The organism is Serratia sp. KG1D, assembly GCF_037150675.1.
Taxonomy (GTDB): domain Bacteria; phylum Pseudomonadota; class Gammaproteobacteria; order Enterobacterales; family Enterobacteriaceae; genus Serratia; species Serratia nematodiphila.
The window spans coordinates 207,793-222,125 of sequence record NZ_JBAGIH010000005.1; the positions used below are offsets into that span (position 1 = coordinate 207,793).

General features: G+C 62.0%; 15 protein-coding genes. 12 read left to right on the forward strand and 3 right to left on the reverse strand.

Annotation, left to right across the window (positions count from 1 at the left end; genetic code table 11):
* Nucleotides 1-100 precede the first annotated feature (100 nt).
* The 8 genes from WFM45_RS21720 to ghrB all read left to right on the forward strand — a co-directional run bounded on the left by WFM45_RS21720 (nt 101) and on the right by ghrB (nt 7,526).
* Nucleotides 101-667: a DNA-3-methyladenine glycosylase I gene (locus WFM45_RS21720; protein WP_336957231.1), complete on the forward strand. Its 567-nt coding sequence runs from the start codon at nt 101-103 to the stop codon at nt 665-667.
* Nucleotides 664-1,116: an N-acetyltransferase gene (locus WFM45_RS21725; protein ID WP_015376160.1), complete on the forward strand. Its 453-nt coding sequence runs from the start codon at nt 664-666 to the stop codon at nt 1,114-1,116. The genes WFM45_RS21720 and WFM45_RS21725 overlap by 4 nt, the downstream gene beginning before the upstream one ends.
* A gap of 247 nt (nt 1,117-1,363) precedes the next feature.
* Nucleotides 1,364-2,026, forward strand: coding sequence for an OmpA family lipoprotein (locus WFM45_RS21730; protein WP_033631402.1), 663 nt, complete (start codon nt 1,364-1,366; stop codon nt 2,024-2,026).
* A gap of 124 nt (nt 2,027-2,150) precedes the next feature.
* Nucleotides 2,151-3,185 carry a LacI family DNA-binding transcriptional regulator gene (locus WFM45_RS21735; protein WP_015376159.1) on the forward strand — a complete coding sequence of 345 codons (1,035 nt, stop codon included), beginning with the start codon at nt 2,151-2,153 and terminating at the stop codon, nt 3,183-3,185.
* Nucleotides 3,186-3,350: 165 nt separating this feature from the next.
* Entirely contained in the window at nt 3,351-4,103 is a 753-nt protein-coding gene (locus WFM45_RS21740; protein WP_336957232.1) for a sugar phosphate isomerase/epimerase family protein, read from the forward strand.
* 7 nt (nt 4,104-4,110) lie between these two features.
* The gene (locus tag WFM45_RS21745) at nt 4,111-5,076 is read left to right on the forward strand and encodes a sugar kinase (protein WP_033645233.1); all 966 of its coding nucleotides are present in this window, start codon (nt 4,111-4,113) and stop codon (nt 5,074-5,076) included.
* Between the two features lie 130 nt (nt 5,077-5,206).
* Entirely contained in the window at nt 5,207-6,475 is a 1,269-nt protein-coding gene (locus WFM45_RS21750) for an MFS transporter (RefSeq protein ID WP_004933942.1), read from the forward strand.
* 73 nt (nt 6,476-6,548) lie between these two features.
* Nucleotides 6,549-7,526: a glyoxylate/hydroxypyruvate reductase GhrB gene (ghrB, locus tag WFM45_RS21755; RefSeq protein WP_033631399.1), complete on the forward strand. Its 978-nt coding sequence runs from the start codon at nt 6,549-6,551 to the stop codon at nt 7,524-7,526.
* 1 nt (nt 7,527) lies between these two features.
* Here ghrB and WFM45_RS21760 read toward each other — a convergent pair whose 3' ends face one another.
* Nucleotides 7,528-7,680, reverse strand: a complete 153-nt coding sequence (locus tag WFM45_RS21760; RefSeq protein WP_015376155.1) for a hypothetical protein — start codon at nt 7,678-7,680, stop codon at nt 7,528-7,530.
* A gap of 195 nt (nt 7,681-7,875) precedes the next feature.
* On the opposite strand from WFM45_RS21760, the gene WFM45_RS21765 reads away from it, so the two are divergent.
* The 4 genes from WFM45_RS21765 (at nt 7,876) to WFM45_RS21780 (ending at nt 12,001) form a co-directional block, all read left to right on the forward strand.
* A complete protein-coding gene (locus tag WFM45_RS21765; protein WP_336957233.1) occupies nt 7,876-9,939 on the forward strand; it encodes an alpha-amylase in 2,064 nt (687 codons plus the stop codon).
* 135 nt (nt 9,940-10,074) lie between these two features.
* Nucleotides 10,075-11,325, forward strand: a complete 1,251-nt coding sequence (locus WFM45_RS21770; RefSeq protein WP_004933935.1) for a valine--pyruvate transaminase — start codon at nt 10,075-10,077, stop codon at nt 11,323-11,325.
* Nucleotides 11,326-11,399: 74 nt separating this feature from the next.
* Nucleotides 11,400-11,621, forward strand: a complete 222-nt coding sequence (locus WFM45_RS21775; RefSeq protein WP_004933932.1) for a ribbon-helix-helix domain-containing protein — start codon at nt 11,400-11,402, stop codon at nt 11,619-11,621.
* Nucleotides 11,621-12,001 carry a type II toxin-antitoxin system VapC family toxin gene (locus tag WFM45_RS21780; protein WP_004933929.1) on the forward strand — a complete coding sequence of 127 codons (381 nt, stop codon included), beginning with the start codon at nt 11,621-11,623 and terminating at the stop codon, nt 11,999-12,001. The genes WFM45_RS21775 and WFM45_RS21780 overlap by 1 nt, the downstream gene beginning before the upstream one ends.
* Nucleotides 12,002-12,011: 10 nt before the next feature.
* Here WFM45_RS21780 and WFM45_RS21785 read toward each other — a convergent pair whose 3' ends face one another.
* Together WFM45_RS21785 and ibpB are read right to left on the reverse strand one after the other, a co-directional pair.
* The gene (locus WFM45_RS21785) at nt 12,012-13,670 is read right to left on the reverse strand and encodes a putative transporter (RefSeq protein WP_004933926.1); all 1,659 of its coding nucleotides are present in this window, start codon (nt 13,668-13,670) and stop codon (nt 12,012-12,014) included.
* Nucleotides 13,671-13,837: 167 nt separating this feature from the next.
* The gene (ibpB, locus tag WFM45_RS21790; protein WP_004933922.1) at nt 13,838-14,266 is read right to left on the reverse strand and encodes a small heat shock chaperone IbpB; all 429 of its coding nucleotides are present in this window, start codon (nt 14,264-14,266) and stop codon (nt 13,838-13,840) included.
* Nucleotides 14,267-14,333: the final 67 nt, after the last annotated feature.

Genomic DNA, 14,333 nt, shown 5'->3' on the forward strand with positions numbered 1-14,333 from the left:
TCACGTCAAGCGGGCTGATGACAAAACAATCAGAGACTTGCCAAGTTCGGCGCTTCGAGCGATGATTACTGTTCATAAACACAGCATAAGGACATTCAGGATGGCAGACGAACGTTGCGGTTGGGTGACGGCCGATCCGTTGTATCTCGAGTATCACGACAAGGAATGGGGCGCGCCCACCACCGACGCGCGCGAGCTGTTTGAAATGTTGTGCCTCGAGGGGCAGCAAGCCGGCCTTTCCTGGATCACCGTCCTGAAAAAGCGCGCGAACTACCGCCGCGCTTTCCACGGTTTCGATCCGCAGCGGGTCGCCGCCATGACCGAACAAGACGTGGAAAACCTGCTGCAGGACAGCGGCATCATCCGCCATCGCGGCAAGATAGAAGCCATCATCACCAACGCCAAGGCCTATCTGGCGATGGAGGCGGCCGGGGAGAATTTCGTTACCTTCATTTGGGACTTCGTCGGCGGCCAGCCGCAGCTCAACCGCTGGCAAGCGCTGAACCAGGTGCCGGCCAAAACCGAGCAGTCCGACGCCATGTCCAAGGCGCTGAAAAAGCGCGGCTTCAAGTTTATCGGCTCCACCATCTGTTACGCCTTCATGCAGGCCAGCGGGCTGGTGAACGATCATCTCACGGGGTGCATGTGTTACCCAAAGCCACGGTGATCCGCCCCTGTGGCCCGGAGGATATCGAACGGCTGATGGCGCTGTGGCTGCCCAGCACCATCGCCGCCCATCCGTTCGTGGCGGAAAAATACTGGCGTGAGAGCGCCGCGCTGGTGCGGGAAAACTACCTGCCGCGCGCGCAAAGCTGGGCCTGCTGGCACGAAGGCGAGATCGTCGGCTTTATCAGCGTGCTGGACGAGCAGTTCATCGGCGCGCTGTTTGTCGATCGGGCGTTTCACGGCCGCGGCGTCGCCCAGGCGCTGATGACGCACGTGCAGCAGCGCTACCGCCGACTCAGTCTGGAGGTGTACCAACAGAACCTGCGCGCCTGTGCGTTCTACCACAAGCACGGCTTCCAGATAACGCAGCGCCTGTTCAATGATGAAACCCAGGCCTATACGCTGATCATGAACTGGCCGGCAGTCGAAAACTCAACCGGTTACGCTTAAAAAAGGCGCATCCGCACCCCGGATGCGCACAATTAGGAATCCGCTGCATGGCGCCGCCCGGCGTTTTGCCGCATAACTCCCCCAGCACTTACCCGCGCTCATCATTTGTCACGTTTTTCTCCGGAACTGCCGGCGAAAGCGCGCGTCATAGGTAGCGCGGCGATGCGGGCTCCCTGCGTCACCCACTTTTTTGCGTCCCCGCTTTGGGCCGGCGCGTACAGATTCTGATGCCATTAAGGACAAGAACATGAAAAAACGCATTGCAATTATTGCCGGCGCCGTGAGCCTTACGCTCGCGCTGTCGGCCTGTACCACCAACCCTTACACCGGTGAATCCGAAGCCGGCAAATCCGGCATCGGCGCAGGCCTCGGCGCCGCACTGGGCGCCGGCGTCGGCGTGCTGTCCTCTTCCAAGAAAGATCGCGGCAAGGGTGCGCTGATCGGCGCAGCGGCCGGTGCAGCCCTCGGCGGCGGCGCAGGCTATTACATGGACGTGCAGGAAGCCAAACTGCGCGACAAGATGAAAGGCACCGGCGTCAGCGTCACCCGTCAGGGCGACAACATCGTGCTGAACATGCCGAACAACGTGACCTTCGACAGCAGCAGCGCCACGCTGAAACCGGCGGGCGCCAACACCCTGACCGGCGTCGCCATGGTGCTGAAAGAGTATCCGAAAACCGCGGTCAACGTGGTCGGCTACACCGACAGCACCGGTTCCCGTTCGCTCAACATGAACCTGTCGCAGCAGCGCGCCGACGGCGTAGCCAGCGCGCTGATCACCCAGGGCGTGGCGGCGAACCGTATCCGCACCACCGGCGCCGGCCCGGACAACCCGATCGCCTCCAACAGCACCGCGGAAGGCAAGGCGCAAAACCGCCGCGTCGAGATCACGCTCAGCCCGCTGCAGTAATCCCGTGCGGGGCGCCACCTGCGCCCCGCCGCCTCCCTGCGATTTTCTCCTTACCCTTCAACATTCCCGCCCGCACATCGGGTATGGTAGTCTCCTTGGCAATTAACCGCAGGAGGGATCGGCTGTGAGCACTGTCAAGGCAACGCGCGCATCGGGACGCGCCACCATCAGCGATGTGGCCAGCATCGCCAAAACCGGCAAGACCAGCGTGTCGCGCTATCTGAATGGTGAACAACACCTGCTTTCCGACGATCTCAAACAGCGCATCGAACAGGCGATCCAGCAGCTCGACTACCGGCCAAGCCAGATGGCGCGCAGCCTGAAGGGCGGCCAGACCCGCCTGATCGGCCTGATCCTCGCCGATATCACCAATCCCTACTCGGTGGACGTGATGCGCGGCATCGAGGCCGCCTGCCGCCAGCACGGCTTTACCCTGCTGGTGTGTAATACCAACAACGAAGTCAATCAGGAACAGCACTACCTGCAGTTGCTCAGCAGTTACCGGGTGGAAGGTATCGTGGTCAACGCGGTCGGCATGCGCGAGGAAGCGTTATCCACGCTGCAACAGTCGATGCTGCCGATGGTGTTGATCGACCGCAAAATCCCCGACTTCGCCTGCGACGTGGTGGGCCTGAACAACCGCGAAGCGGCCACCGTCGCCACCGAACACCTGTTGCAACAAGGTTTCGAAGCGATCCTGTTCCTCAGCGAGCCGCTCGGTACGGTCAATACCCGCCTGGAACGCCTGCACGCCTTCAGGCATACCATGGCGCAGCACCCCGCGCTGTTGGCGGAGCAGGCCGAAACGCCGCTCAACGATCGGCAGAAACTGGAGCAGGTGCTGAGCGATTTCAGCGGCCGCCACCGCGGCATGCGCAAGGCGGTGATCTCCGCCAACGGCGCCCTGACGCTGCAGGTGGCGCGCGCCATGCGTCGGCTCGGCATCCAGTGGGGCAACGACATCGGCCTGCTGGGCTTTGACGAACTGGAGTGGGCGGAACTGGCGGGCGTCGGCATCACCACGCTGAAACAGCCCACCTACCAAATGGGGCACGCGGCGCTGGAGCGGCTGGTGCATCGCATTCAGGGCCTGGCCGCCCCCAGCGGCGAGCAGATGTTCTCCGGCGAGCTGATCGTCCGCGGCTCCACCACCCGCTAACCCGCCTTTTCCGGGGCGTTAACCGTCCCGCCCTCACCGGCTGTTTTTTGCTCAGCTTCGTGATTGCGATCATATTTTTACACTCTGCCGCTTTTCGCTGGAACCGGTTCCATTTAACGTACCGGTAACAGCAGCGGCGGCGACAATGCCGCCTCAGGAGTCAAAATGAAAACAGAAATCATCGTGGTCACCGGCGCCTACGGCACCGATACCGTCAAACAACACGGCGGCCAGCGCGCGCTGTTGCCCCTCATCGCCGGCGCTGGCGCCGACGGGGTGGAGATCCGCCGCGAACTGTTCGCCGCCGGCGAGCTGGACAGCCTGCCGGTGCTGGCGCAAGAGATCGATCGCCAGCAGCTGTTCGCCGTCTACTCCGCCCCTGAGGCGCTGTTCACCCCGCAACATACGCTGAACCCCAACCTGCCGGCGCTGCTGGCGGAAGCGCAGGCGCTGAACGCGCGCCAGCTGAAGCTGTCCCTCGGTCATTTCCGCCCCGGCTTCGATTTTACCGAGCTGAAAGTGGCGCTGGAGCAACACCCGGTCAAGCTGGTGGTCGAGAACGACCAAACGCCGGACTGCGGCATTTTGTCGATGCTGAACGCCTTTTTCCACGCCGCGGAAGATAGCCATCTGCCGGTCAGCATGACCTTCGATATGGCCAACTGGCTGTGGGTGGGGCAAGACGCCTTCGCCGCCGCCGAGCGCCTGGCCCGCCACGTCGGTTACGTGCACGTCAAAGCCGCCACCCAAGGCCCGCGCGGCTGGCGCGCCGTCGCGCTGGACGATACCGACGGCAGCTGGCGCGATCTGCTGGCCCGCCTGCCGCACGATGCGCCGCGCGGTATCGAATTCCCGTTGCAGGGCGGTGACCTGGAGGCCGTCACCCGTCATTACGTCAATATTTTGCGTGCGGAGTAACCCCATGATGACAACGTTAACGGCAACGACGGCGCAGCAGACGCCCCTGGATGTGGTCACGCTGGGCGAAGCCATGGCGATGTTCGTGGCGGCGCAAACCGGCGACCTGGCGGAGGTGGAAACCTTCACCAAACGCATCGCCGGCGCCGAACTGAACGTGGCGATCGGCCTGGCGCGTCTGGGCATGAACGTCGGCTGGGTCAGCCGCGTCGGCAATGACTCGTTCGGCCGCTTCGCCCTGCAGCAGCTGAAAAAAGAAGGCATCAACTACCGGCAGGTGACGGTCGATGGCCACTATCCGACCGGTTTTCAGGTGAAATCCAAAACCACCGATGGTACCGATCCCAGCGTGGAATACTTCCGCAAGGGCTCGGCGGCCAGCCACCTGTCGATTGCCGATTTTAACCGCGAGTATTTCGGTTCCGCGCGCCACCTGCACCTGAGCGGCGTGGCGGCGGCGCTGTCCGGCGAATCGCTGGCGCTGTGCCACCATGCGGCGCGCGAGATGCGCGCCATGGGCAAAACCATTTCGTTCGACCCCAATCTGCGCCCGGTGCTGTGGCCCAGCCGCGAGGTGATGATCGAGCAGCTGAACCAGCTGGCGTTCGCCGCCGACTGGGTGCTGCCGGGGCTGAAAGAGGGGCAGATCCTCACCGGCCAATCGACGCCGGAAGGCATCGCCGATTTCTATCTGGAACGCGGCGTGCAGGCGGTGATCATCAAAACCGGCCCGGACGGCGCCTGGTTTAAAACCGCCGCCGGCGATAAGGCGGCGGTGGCCGCAGTCAAGGTCGACAACGTGGTGGATACCGTGGGGGCGGGTGATGGCTTTGCCGTCGGCACCCTCAGCGCCCTGCTGGAAGGCAAAACGCTGGTACAGGCGGTGCAGCGCGGCAACAAAATCGGTTCGCTGGCGATCCAGGCCATCGGCGACAGCGAAGGCCTGCCGACCCGCGCGGCGCTGGCCGAATAACAATAAAAAAACGACTTCTCCGCATGACGTCAGCCTCTGGCCCTACAACCGGGACGCGTCGGGAGAGCATCTGCCCCTTCTTCTGGCATGCCGGGCGAAGGGGATGCAACACCACTGAAGGATACTGAACATGAACAAAGCGACTGTCGCGGCCAAACGCTGGTGGTACATCATGCCCATCGTGTTTATCACCTACAGCCTGGCCTATCTCGATCGCGCCAACTTCAGCTTCGCCTCCGCCGCCGGCATCAATGAGGATCTCGGCATCACCAAGGGCATGGCCTCGCTGCTGGGCGCGCTGTTTTTCCTCGGTTATTTCTTCTTCCAAATTCCCGGCGCCATCTACGCCGAACGCCGCAGCGTCAAAAAATTGATCTTCTGGTGCCTGATCCTGTGGGGCGGTTGCGCCTCGCTGACCGGCGTGGTGAGCAATATCCCGATGTTGGCCGCCATCCGCTTTATCCTCGGCGTGGTGGAAGCGGCGGTGATGCCGGCGATGCTGATCTACATCAGCAACTGGTTCACCAAATCGGAGCGGTCACGCGCCAATACCTTCCTGATCCTCGGTAACCCGGTGACGGTGCTGTGGATGTCTGTGGTGTCAGGCTACCTGATCCACGCCTTCGGCTGGCGCGAAATGTTCATCATCGAGGGCATTCCGGCGGTTATCTGGGCGTTCTGCTGGTGGGTGCTGGCGAAAGACAAACCGGCGCAGGCCGGCTGGTTGAGCGCCGATGAGAAACAGGCGCTGCAACAGCAGCTGGACGAAGAACAGAAAGGCATCAAGGCCGTGCGCAACTACGGCGAAGCCTTCCGCTCACGCAACGTGATCCTGTTGTGCGTGCAGTACTTCGCCTGGAGCATCGGCGTGTACGGCTTCGTGCTGTGGCTGCCTTCCATCCTGCGCAGCGGCATGCAGATGGGCATGGTGGAAGCCGGCTGGCTGTCGGCGGTGCCTTACCTGGCGGCAACCATCGCCATGATCGTCGTCTCCTGGGCGTCGGACAAAATGCAAAACCGCAAGCTGTTCGTCTGGCCGCTGCTGCTGATCGGCGCGCTGGCGTTCTTCGGCTCTTACGCCGTCGGCACCAACCACTTCTGGATCTCCTACGGCCTGCTGGTGGTCGCCGGCGCCGCGATGTACGCCCCTTATGGGCCGTTCTTCGCCATCATTCCGGAAATGCTGCCGAAAAACGTCGCCGGGGGCGCCATGGCGCTGATCAACAGCATGGGCGCGCTGGGTTCGTTCTTCGGTTCGTGGTTCGTCGGTTACCTGAATGGCGCCACCGGCAGCCCGGCGGCCTCTTACATGTTTATGGCCATCGCACTGGTGGTGGCGGTGGTGCTGACGCTGATCGTCAAGCCCGCCCGCAACGAGATCCAGCCACAATTGGCTTGATCCGGTTATACTTTTTCTCTGTTAACCCAACCGGGGGGGCGCCATGCCCCCTTTGGCCCAGCTGGAGTTCGTGATGAAGCCTTCTATCGTATTGTACAAAAGCCTGCCCGCCGATCTGCGTGAACGTCTGGAACAGCACTTCACCGTGCACGCCTTCAACGGCCTGCAGCCGGAGAACCGCGACGAACTGCGCCAGGCGCTGCAGCAGGCCGAAGGGATCATCGGTTCCGGCGGTAAAATTGACGAAGCTTTCCTGCAGCAGGCGCCCAAACTGCGCGCGGCCTCGACCGTTTCCGTCGGCTACGACAACTTCGACGTCGAGGCGCTCAACGCCCATAACGTGCTGCTGATGCATACCCCGACGGTGCTGACCGAAACCGTCGCCGACACCATCATGAGCCTGGTGCTGGCGACCGCGCGCCGGGTGGTGGAAGTGGCGGAGCGGGTGAAGGCCGGCGAATGGCGCGGCAGCATCGGGCCGGACTGGTTCGGCGTCGACGTGCACCACAAAACCATCGGCATCCTCGGCATGGGGCGCATCGGCCTGGCGCTGGCGCAGCGCGCGCACTTCGGCTTCGGCATGCCGGTGCTGTACAACGCCCGCCGCACGCACGAAGAGGCGGAGCAACGCTTCAACGCCCGTCGCTGCGATCTGGATACCCTGCTGGCCGAATCGGATTTCGTTTGCATCACGTTGCCGCTGACCGAACAAACTTTCCATCTGATCGGCCGCGATCAGCTGGCGAAAATGAAGAAAAGCGGCATTCTGATCAACGCCGGCCGCGGGCCGGTGGTGGATGAGCAGGCGTTGATCGAAGCGCTGCAAAACGGCGTGATCCACGCCGCCGGGTTGGACGTGTTCGAGAAAGAGCCGCTGCCGGCCAATTCGCCGCTGCTCAGCATGCCGAACGTGGTGGCGTTGCCGCACATCGGCTCCGCCACCCATGAAACCCGCTACGGCATGGCCGCCTGCGCGGTGGATAACTTGATCGCGGCATTGACCGGCACGGTGAAAGAAAACTGCGTCAATCCGCAGCTGTTGCGGAAATAACTCAGCGCGGCCGGTGGTCTGCGGATAACCGGCCGTGTTGCTCTTCCTGCTGCGGCGCGAACAGCGCCTGCAACTGATGTTCTTCGGCGAAGTGCTGCAATTCGGCATCCTGAATTGCCCGAACGATCTCTTCTCGCCAGTTTTTGTCCGTCATCGCTAACCTCCTTTGATGTTCATCGTTTAATCTGCCGCAGCGCGCGCGCAAAGCCAAGCCGAATCAATCCGAAAACGCTCCGCCCTTCTCCTCCTCCCCGAAAAACCCTCGCAGGGAGGAGGCCATTTTTCCGCCGTTTGCCACACTGGCGCTACCCAGCGGAAAAAACGCTTCCTGCCACGCGTAAGGAGAGCCATGAAACTGTTACCCCTGCCCTTGTTGATACTGCTGTCGCCTTCGGCACTGGCCGGCTGGACGTTGGCGGGTTTCCCGGCCTTCGACGAAACTGCCGCCGGGCTGTTCGCCAGCCAGGCCGCGCTGCCCAAAGGCCAACTGCCGCTGCGGCTGTATCAGGATAACCACTGCTGGCAGCCCGCCGAGGCGGTGAAGCTTAACCAAACGCTGTCGCTGCAGCCCTGCGGCGCCCATCCGCCGGCCAGCTGGCGGCAGTTCCGCGCCGGCGATTATCAGGTGCGCATCGACACCCGCAGCGGCACGCCGACGCTGCAGCTCAGCCTGAGCAGCGCGCCGGAAAGCGCCGCCGTTGCCGTGCGCAGCTGCCCGCGCTGGGACGGCAAGCCGGTCACGGTCGACGTCGCCTCCACCTTCGCCGAAGGCGAAACGCTGCGCGATTTCTATTCCGGCCAAACGGCGCAGGTGAGCCAGGGGAAAATCACGTTGCAGCCCGCCGCCGCCAGCGACGGCCTGTTGCTGCTGGAATCCGCCGCCACGGCGAAACCGGCGGCGTTCAGTTGGCATAACGCCACGGTCTACTTCGTGCTGACCGATCGCTTTGAGAACGGCAATCCGGCCAATGACCACAGCTACGGGCGCCGCAGCGACGGCCTGCAGGAAATAGGCACCTTTCACGGCGGCGATCTGGCCGGCCTGACGCAGAAGCTGGATTATCTGCAGCAGCTCGGCGTCAACGCCTTGTGGATCAGCTCACCGCTGGAGCAGATCCACGGCTGGGTCGGCGGCGGCACCCAAGGCGATTTCCCGCATTACGCCTATCACGGCTATTACGCGCTGGACTGGACGCGCCTCGACGCCAACATGGGCACCGAACAGGAGCTGCGCACGCTGGTCGAGCAGGCCCATCAGCGCGGCATTCGCATTCTGTTCGACGTGGTGGTGAATCATGTCGGCTACGCCACGCTGGCGGATATGCAAACGTTCCACTTCGGCTCGCTGTATCTGCAGGGTGCAGAGGTGGAGAAAACCCTGGGGAAAAGCTGGAACGACTGGCGCCCCGGGCCAGGGCAAAACTGGCACAGCTTCAACGACTATATCAATTTCAGCGACAAGGCGGGCTGGCGCCCATGGTGGGGGAAAAACTGGATCCGCACCGACATCGGCGACTATGACGCGCCGGGCTATGACGACCTGACAATGTCGCTGGCCTTCCTGCCGGACATCAAAACCGAAGCGCCCGGCGCCAGCGGCCTGTCGCTGTTCTATCGCCACAAACCCGACACCGCCGCTCGCGACATTCCCGGCGCCACCACCCGCGATTACCTGACCGTCTGGCTCAGCCAGTGGGTGCGCGATTACGGCATCGACGGTTTTCGCGTCGACACCGCCAAGCACGTGGAAAAACCGACGCTGGCGCTGTTGAAGCAGCGCGCCACGGCGGCATTGGCGGCGTGGAAAGCGGAGCATCCGCAGCAGGCGCTGGATGACGCGCCGTTTTGGATGACCGGCGAGGCCTGGGGCCACGGGGTGATGAAAAGCGACTATTACCAAAACGGCTTCGACGCGATGATCAACTTCGATTTCCAGGACCAGGCGTCGCAGGCGCTGGGCTGCTTTGCCGACATCGATGCCACCTACCGGCAGATGGCCGAGCGGCTGCAGGATTTCAACGTGCTGAGCTACCTCTCTTCACATGACACCCGGCTGTTCTTCGCCAGCGACGCCAAAGGCTCGCAGGTGCGCCAACAGCGGGCGGCAAACCTGCTGTTGCTGGCGCCGGGGGCGGTGCAGATTTACTACGGCGATGAAAGCGGCCGCCCGCTCGGCCCAACCGGTTCCGATCCGCTGCAAGGCACCCGCTCCGACATGAACTGGCCTGAGTTGCAGGGGGAAAAAGCCTCGCTGCTGGCCCACTGGCAACGGTTGGGACAGTTCCGCGCTCGCCATCCGGCGATCGGCGGCGGCGTGCAAACCCCGCTGCCACACGCCGCCTACTACGCCTTCAGCCGCCGGCTCGGCGACGATAAGGTGATGGTGGTATGGGCCGGCGAACGGTCACAATAATCCAGCGTAATATGCTGACAATCGGCCGATGAGCGAAGCTTTTGCCCACTGGTCTATTTGTCGGCCGCATTGCAGAGGGATTTGTCTGGCGGTATGGTGGGGGATTACCTGCTAAAAAACAGTATTGCTACACCTATGACTTTCTCACTTTTCGGCGAAAAATTTACCCGTTATGCGGGCATTACCCGTTTGATGGACGACCTGAACGAAGGCCTGCGCACCCCCGGTGCCATCATGCTCGGCGGCGGCAACCCGGCGCAGATCCCAGAGATGGAAGCCTACTTCAAACAGCTGTGCCAGGAGATGCTCGACCAGGGCAAACTGACCGAGGCGCTGTGCAACTACGACGGCCCGCAAGGCAAGGATGCGCTGCTGAAAGCGCTGGCCAATCTGCTGCGCGACGAGCTCGGCTGGGAGATTTCGCCACAGAATATTGCACTGACGAACGGCAGCCAAAGCGCGTTTTTCTACTTGTTCAACCTGTTCGCCGGCCGCTACGCCGACGGTTCGCGCCGCCGCGTGCTGTTCCCATTGGCGCCAGAATATATCGGCTATGCCGATGCCGGGCTGGACGAAGGGCTGTTCGTCTCCGCCAAACCGAACATCGAGCTGCTGCCGGACGGCCAGTTCAAATATCACGTTGATTTCGAACACCTCACCATCGGCGACGACATCGGCATGATCTGCGTTTCACGGCCGACCAACCCGACCGGCAACGTGATCACCGACGAAGAGCTGATGAAGCTCGACCTGCTGGCGCAGCAGCGCGATATTCCGCTGGTGATCGACAACGCCTACGGCGTGCCGTTCCCCGGCATTATCTTCAGCGACGCCACGCCGCTGTGGAACCCGAACACCATCCTGTGCATGAGCCTGTCCAAACTCGGCCTGCCGGGCTCGCGCTGCGGCATCGTGATCGCCGACGAGAAGGTGATCACCGCGCTGACCAACATGAACGGCATCATCAGCCTGTCGCCGGGCAGCATGGGGCCGGCGATGGCAACAGAAATGATTGCGCGCGGCGATCTGCTGCGCCTGTCGAACGAGGTGATTCGCCCGTTTTACAAACAGCGCGTCGAACACACCATCGAGATTATCCGCCGCTACCTGTCGCCGGAGCGCTGCCTGATCCACAAACCGGAAGGGGCCATCTTCCTCTGGCTGTGGTTCAAGGATCTGCCGATCACCACCGAGGTGCTGTATCAGCGCCTGAAAAAGCGCGGCGTGCTGATGGTGCCGGGCCACTACTTCTTCCCGGGGCTGGAGCACGACTGGCCGCACACCCACCAGTGCATGCGCATGAACTACGTGCCCGACCCGGAGAAAATCGAGCGCGGCGTGGCGATCCTGGCAGAAGAGATCGAACGCGCGCATCAGGAAGGCTAATGCCAGCTGATTGAAAATCGACCGATAAAGATATACGATGCATATATCGTATATCTTTTTTTGGAGGGCTAGCGATGACTCGCATCGTGATCGATTTACCTGAAGAAGACCTGCGGCAGCTCGACAATCTGAAAAATATCCGCCACGTTCCCCGGGCCGAAATCATCCGTCAGGCCGTCTCCCGCTATCTGACGGAGAACCACGTTGAAGATCCCAGCAATGCTTTCGGGCTCTGGTCCGGGGCGATGGGAGATGGCGTGGACTACGAAAATCGTCAGCGCGAGGAGTGGGAATAATGGTGGCTCAACGGGCGTTATTCGACACCAATATTCTGATCGATTATCTCAACGGCATTCCTCAAGCCAAAGACGTTTTGACCGAATACCACACCAATCCGGCTATTAGCGCCATCACCTGGATGGAAGTGATGGTGGGTGCCAAAAAGCAGGGGCCGGCGCTGGAGCTGAAAACGCGCCAGTTTTTAGGGCAATTCCTGCTGCTGCCTATTACCGATGAAGTTGCCGAACGCGCCGTAGAACTGCGCCACTCACAGCATGTGAAGCTGCCGGACGCCATTATCTGGGCCACCGCGCAGGTGGGGTTCCGGACGCTCATCTCCCGCAACCCCAAAGATTTTGGCACTGACAACGGCGTGTTAATGCCTTACCGGCTGTAGACGGGCAGCGCTATAGCGTCCAGAACAGCACCGCCAGCAGCTGCGGCGACATGATGCGCAGGAACATCGCCAGCGGATAAACGGTGGCGTAAGACAGCGCCGCGGCGCCGCTGGTGGGATGCAGACCGTTGGCGAACGCCAGCGCCGGCGGATCGGTCATCGATCCCGCCAGCATGCCGGACAGCGTCAGGTAGTTCATCTTGCCCACCGTGCGCGCCAGAATACCGACGCTCAGCAGCGGAATCGCGGTGATCAAGGCGCCGTACCCGACCCACGTCAGCCCCTCGCCGTGCAGCAACGTATCGATGAAGTTACCGCCCGATTTCAAACCAACCACCGCCAGAAACAGCACGATGCCCAGTTCGCGCAGCGCCAGGTTGGCGCTCGGCGGCATAAACCAGTACAGCTTGCCGATGCTGCCGATGCGCCCCAGGATCAGCGCCGCCACCAGCGGCCCGCCGGCCAGCCCCAGCCGCAATGCCGCCGGGAAGCCGGGCACGAACAGCGGAATAGAACCGAGCAATACCCCGAGGCCGATACCGATAAACACCGGCAGCATCTGCACCTGCTGCAGTTTTTGTTGGGCGTTGCCGACAATCGCCGTCACCGCGTCGATGGCCTCCGGCCGGCCGACCAGGTTGAGAATGTCGCCAAACTGCAGCGTGACGTTGCTGCCGGCCACCAGCTCCACGCCGGCGCGGTTGAGGCGTGAAATCACCACGTCATACTTTTGCTTCAGATTCAGATCGCGGATTTTCTTGCCCAGCACCTGCTCGTTGGTCACCACCGCCCTCACCACCTGCAGCGCAGTGCCGCGCGTCGACAGCGAGGCATCCACCTCTTCGCCGATCACCAACCGGGCGTTCTCCAGATCTTCGCGTTTGCCCACCAGGTGCAGGTAGTCGCCAAGCTCCAGCCGCTCGTGCGGCGCCGGCACCATCAACAGCTCCCCGCGCTTGAGGCGCGAACAGACGATCGCTTCACCGTTGAGCAGCGGCACGCTTTTGATCGCCATGCCCTGCAGATTGGGGTTGCGCACCGCCACGTTGATGGCGTGCAGCAACTCGCGCTGATTGCCCAGGCTGCTTTCAAACGCCTGAGCCTCACGCTCGATGTTGATGCGGAAAATCAGCCGGATCAGCCACATCACCAGCAGGATGCCGCATATGCCGAACGGATAGGCCATGGCGTAACCCATCCCCATGCCGTCCACCAGCGCCGGATCGGAACCGAGATCGGTCAGGATTTGTTGACCGGCGCCCAGCGCCGGGGTGTTGGTGACCGCACCGGAGAACACGCCGAGGATGATCGGCAGCGGCACGTCGAACAGCTTGTGTACCGCCGCCGCCACGACGCCGCCGGTCAGCACCAGCAGCACCGCGAAGGCGTTGAGCCGCAGACCGGAGACGCGCAGCGAAGAGAAGAAACCGGGGCCGACCTGGATGCCGATGGTGTAGACGAACAGGATCAGGCCAAACTCCTGGATAAAGTGCAGCATGTCCCCATTCAGGCTGATTTGCCCGCTCTGGGCAAAGTGGCCGACCAGGATACCGCCGAACAGCACGCCGCCAATGCCCAACCCGACGCCATACAGCTTCCAGTTCCCCATCCACAGCCCAATGACGGCCGCCAACGCCAACATGCTGACGGTCAGGGCGATATCGCTCATAGGTCACATCCTTGCCAAAGTTGAACATGGGATTTGCGGCCAAAGACACACAATTAACAAGGATTATGGCATCGGGCAGACGGGGGGACTGTGGCGTGCGCCACATAACGCAACGGGGGAGATCCGTTTGGATCTCCCCCGCATGATGATGGCCGTTTTTCAGCCGGTTATTTCGCTTCCAGCTCCGGCGTCGCGCCGATGGCGATGCGCTGAGGCTGCAAGGCTTCCGGCACCTGACGCACCAGATCGATGTGCAACAGGCCATTTTCAAATTTGGCCTCGGACACCTGCAGGTGTTCCGCCAGGGTGAAGGTCAACTGGAACTCTTTGCACACCAGCCCCTGATGCAGGTACTCGACCTGTTTTTCCGGCGGCGTGGGTTTACCGCTGACGGTCAGCCGCGGCCCTTCCACTTCAATATTCAGTTCGCTCTGCCGGAAACCGGCCAGCGCCAGAGAAATGCGGTAGTGATTGTCGTCACTTTTCTCGATGTTATACGGCGGGAACCCCTGGGGTTCCTGGCCGCCCATTGAACTGGCCAATTTATCAAAACCAATCCACTGACGCAGAAGCGGGGATAAATCGTAATTACGCATAGGAACAACTCCTTTCATTAAGCGAGATGTGTTTATTCAGCCCCCTGACGGCAGGCTAATCATGACT

Coding starts and splice junctions, on each gene's coding strand:
- WFM45_RS21720 (WP_336957231.1), top strand. CDS start 101: ATGGCAGACGAACGTTGCGGTTGGGTGACGGCCGATCCGTTGTATCTC.
- WFM45_RS21730 (WP_033631402.1), top strand. CDS start 1,364: ATGAAAAAACGCATTGCAATTATTGCCGGCGCCGTGAGCCTTACGCTC.
- WFM45_RS21740 (WP_336957232.1), top strand. CDS start 3,351: ATGAAAACAGAAATCATCGTGGTCACCGGCGCCTACGGCACCGATACC.
- WFM45_RS21745 (WP_033645233.1), top strand. CDS start 4,111: ATGACAACGTTAACGGCAACGACGGCGCAGCAGACGCCCCTGGATGTG.
- WFM45_RS21750 (WP_004933942.1), top strand. CDS start 5,207: ATGAACAAAGCGACTGTCGCGGCCAAACGCTGGTGGTACATCATGCCC.
- ghrB (WP_033631399.1), top strand. CDS start 6,549: ATGAAGCCTTCTATCGTATTGTACAAAAGCCTGCCCGCCGATCTGCGT.
- WFM45_RS21760 (WP_015376155.1), bottom strand. CDS start 7,680: ATGACGGACAAAAACTGGCGAGAAGAGATCGTTCGGGCAATTCAGGAT.
- WFM45_RS21765 (WP_336957233.1), top strand. CDS start 7,876: ATGAAACTGTTACCCCTGCCCTTGTTGATACTGCTGTCGCCTTCGGCA.
- WFM45_RS21770 (WP_004933935.1), top strand. CDS start 10,075: ATGACTTTCTCACTTTTCGGCGAAAAATTTACCCGTTATGCGGGCATT.
- WFM45_RS21775 (WP_004933932.1), top strand. CDS start 11,400: ATGACTCGCATCGTGATCGATTTACCTGAAGAAGACCTGCGGCAGCTC.
- WFM45_RS21780 (WP_004933929.1), top strand. CDS start 11,621: ATGGTGGCTCAACGGGCGTTATTCGACACCAATATTCTGATCGATTAT.
- WFM45_RS21785 (WP_004933926.1), bottom strand. CDS start 13,670: ATGAGCGATATCGCCCTGACCGTCAGCATGTTGGCGTTGGCGGCCGTC.
- ibpB (WP_004933922.1), bottom strand. CDS start 14,266: ATGCGTAATTACGATTTATCCCCGCTTCTGCGTCAGTGGATTGGTTTT.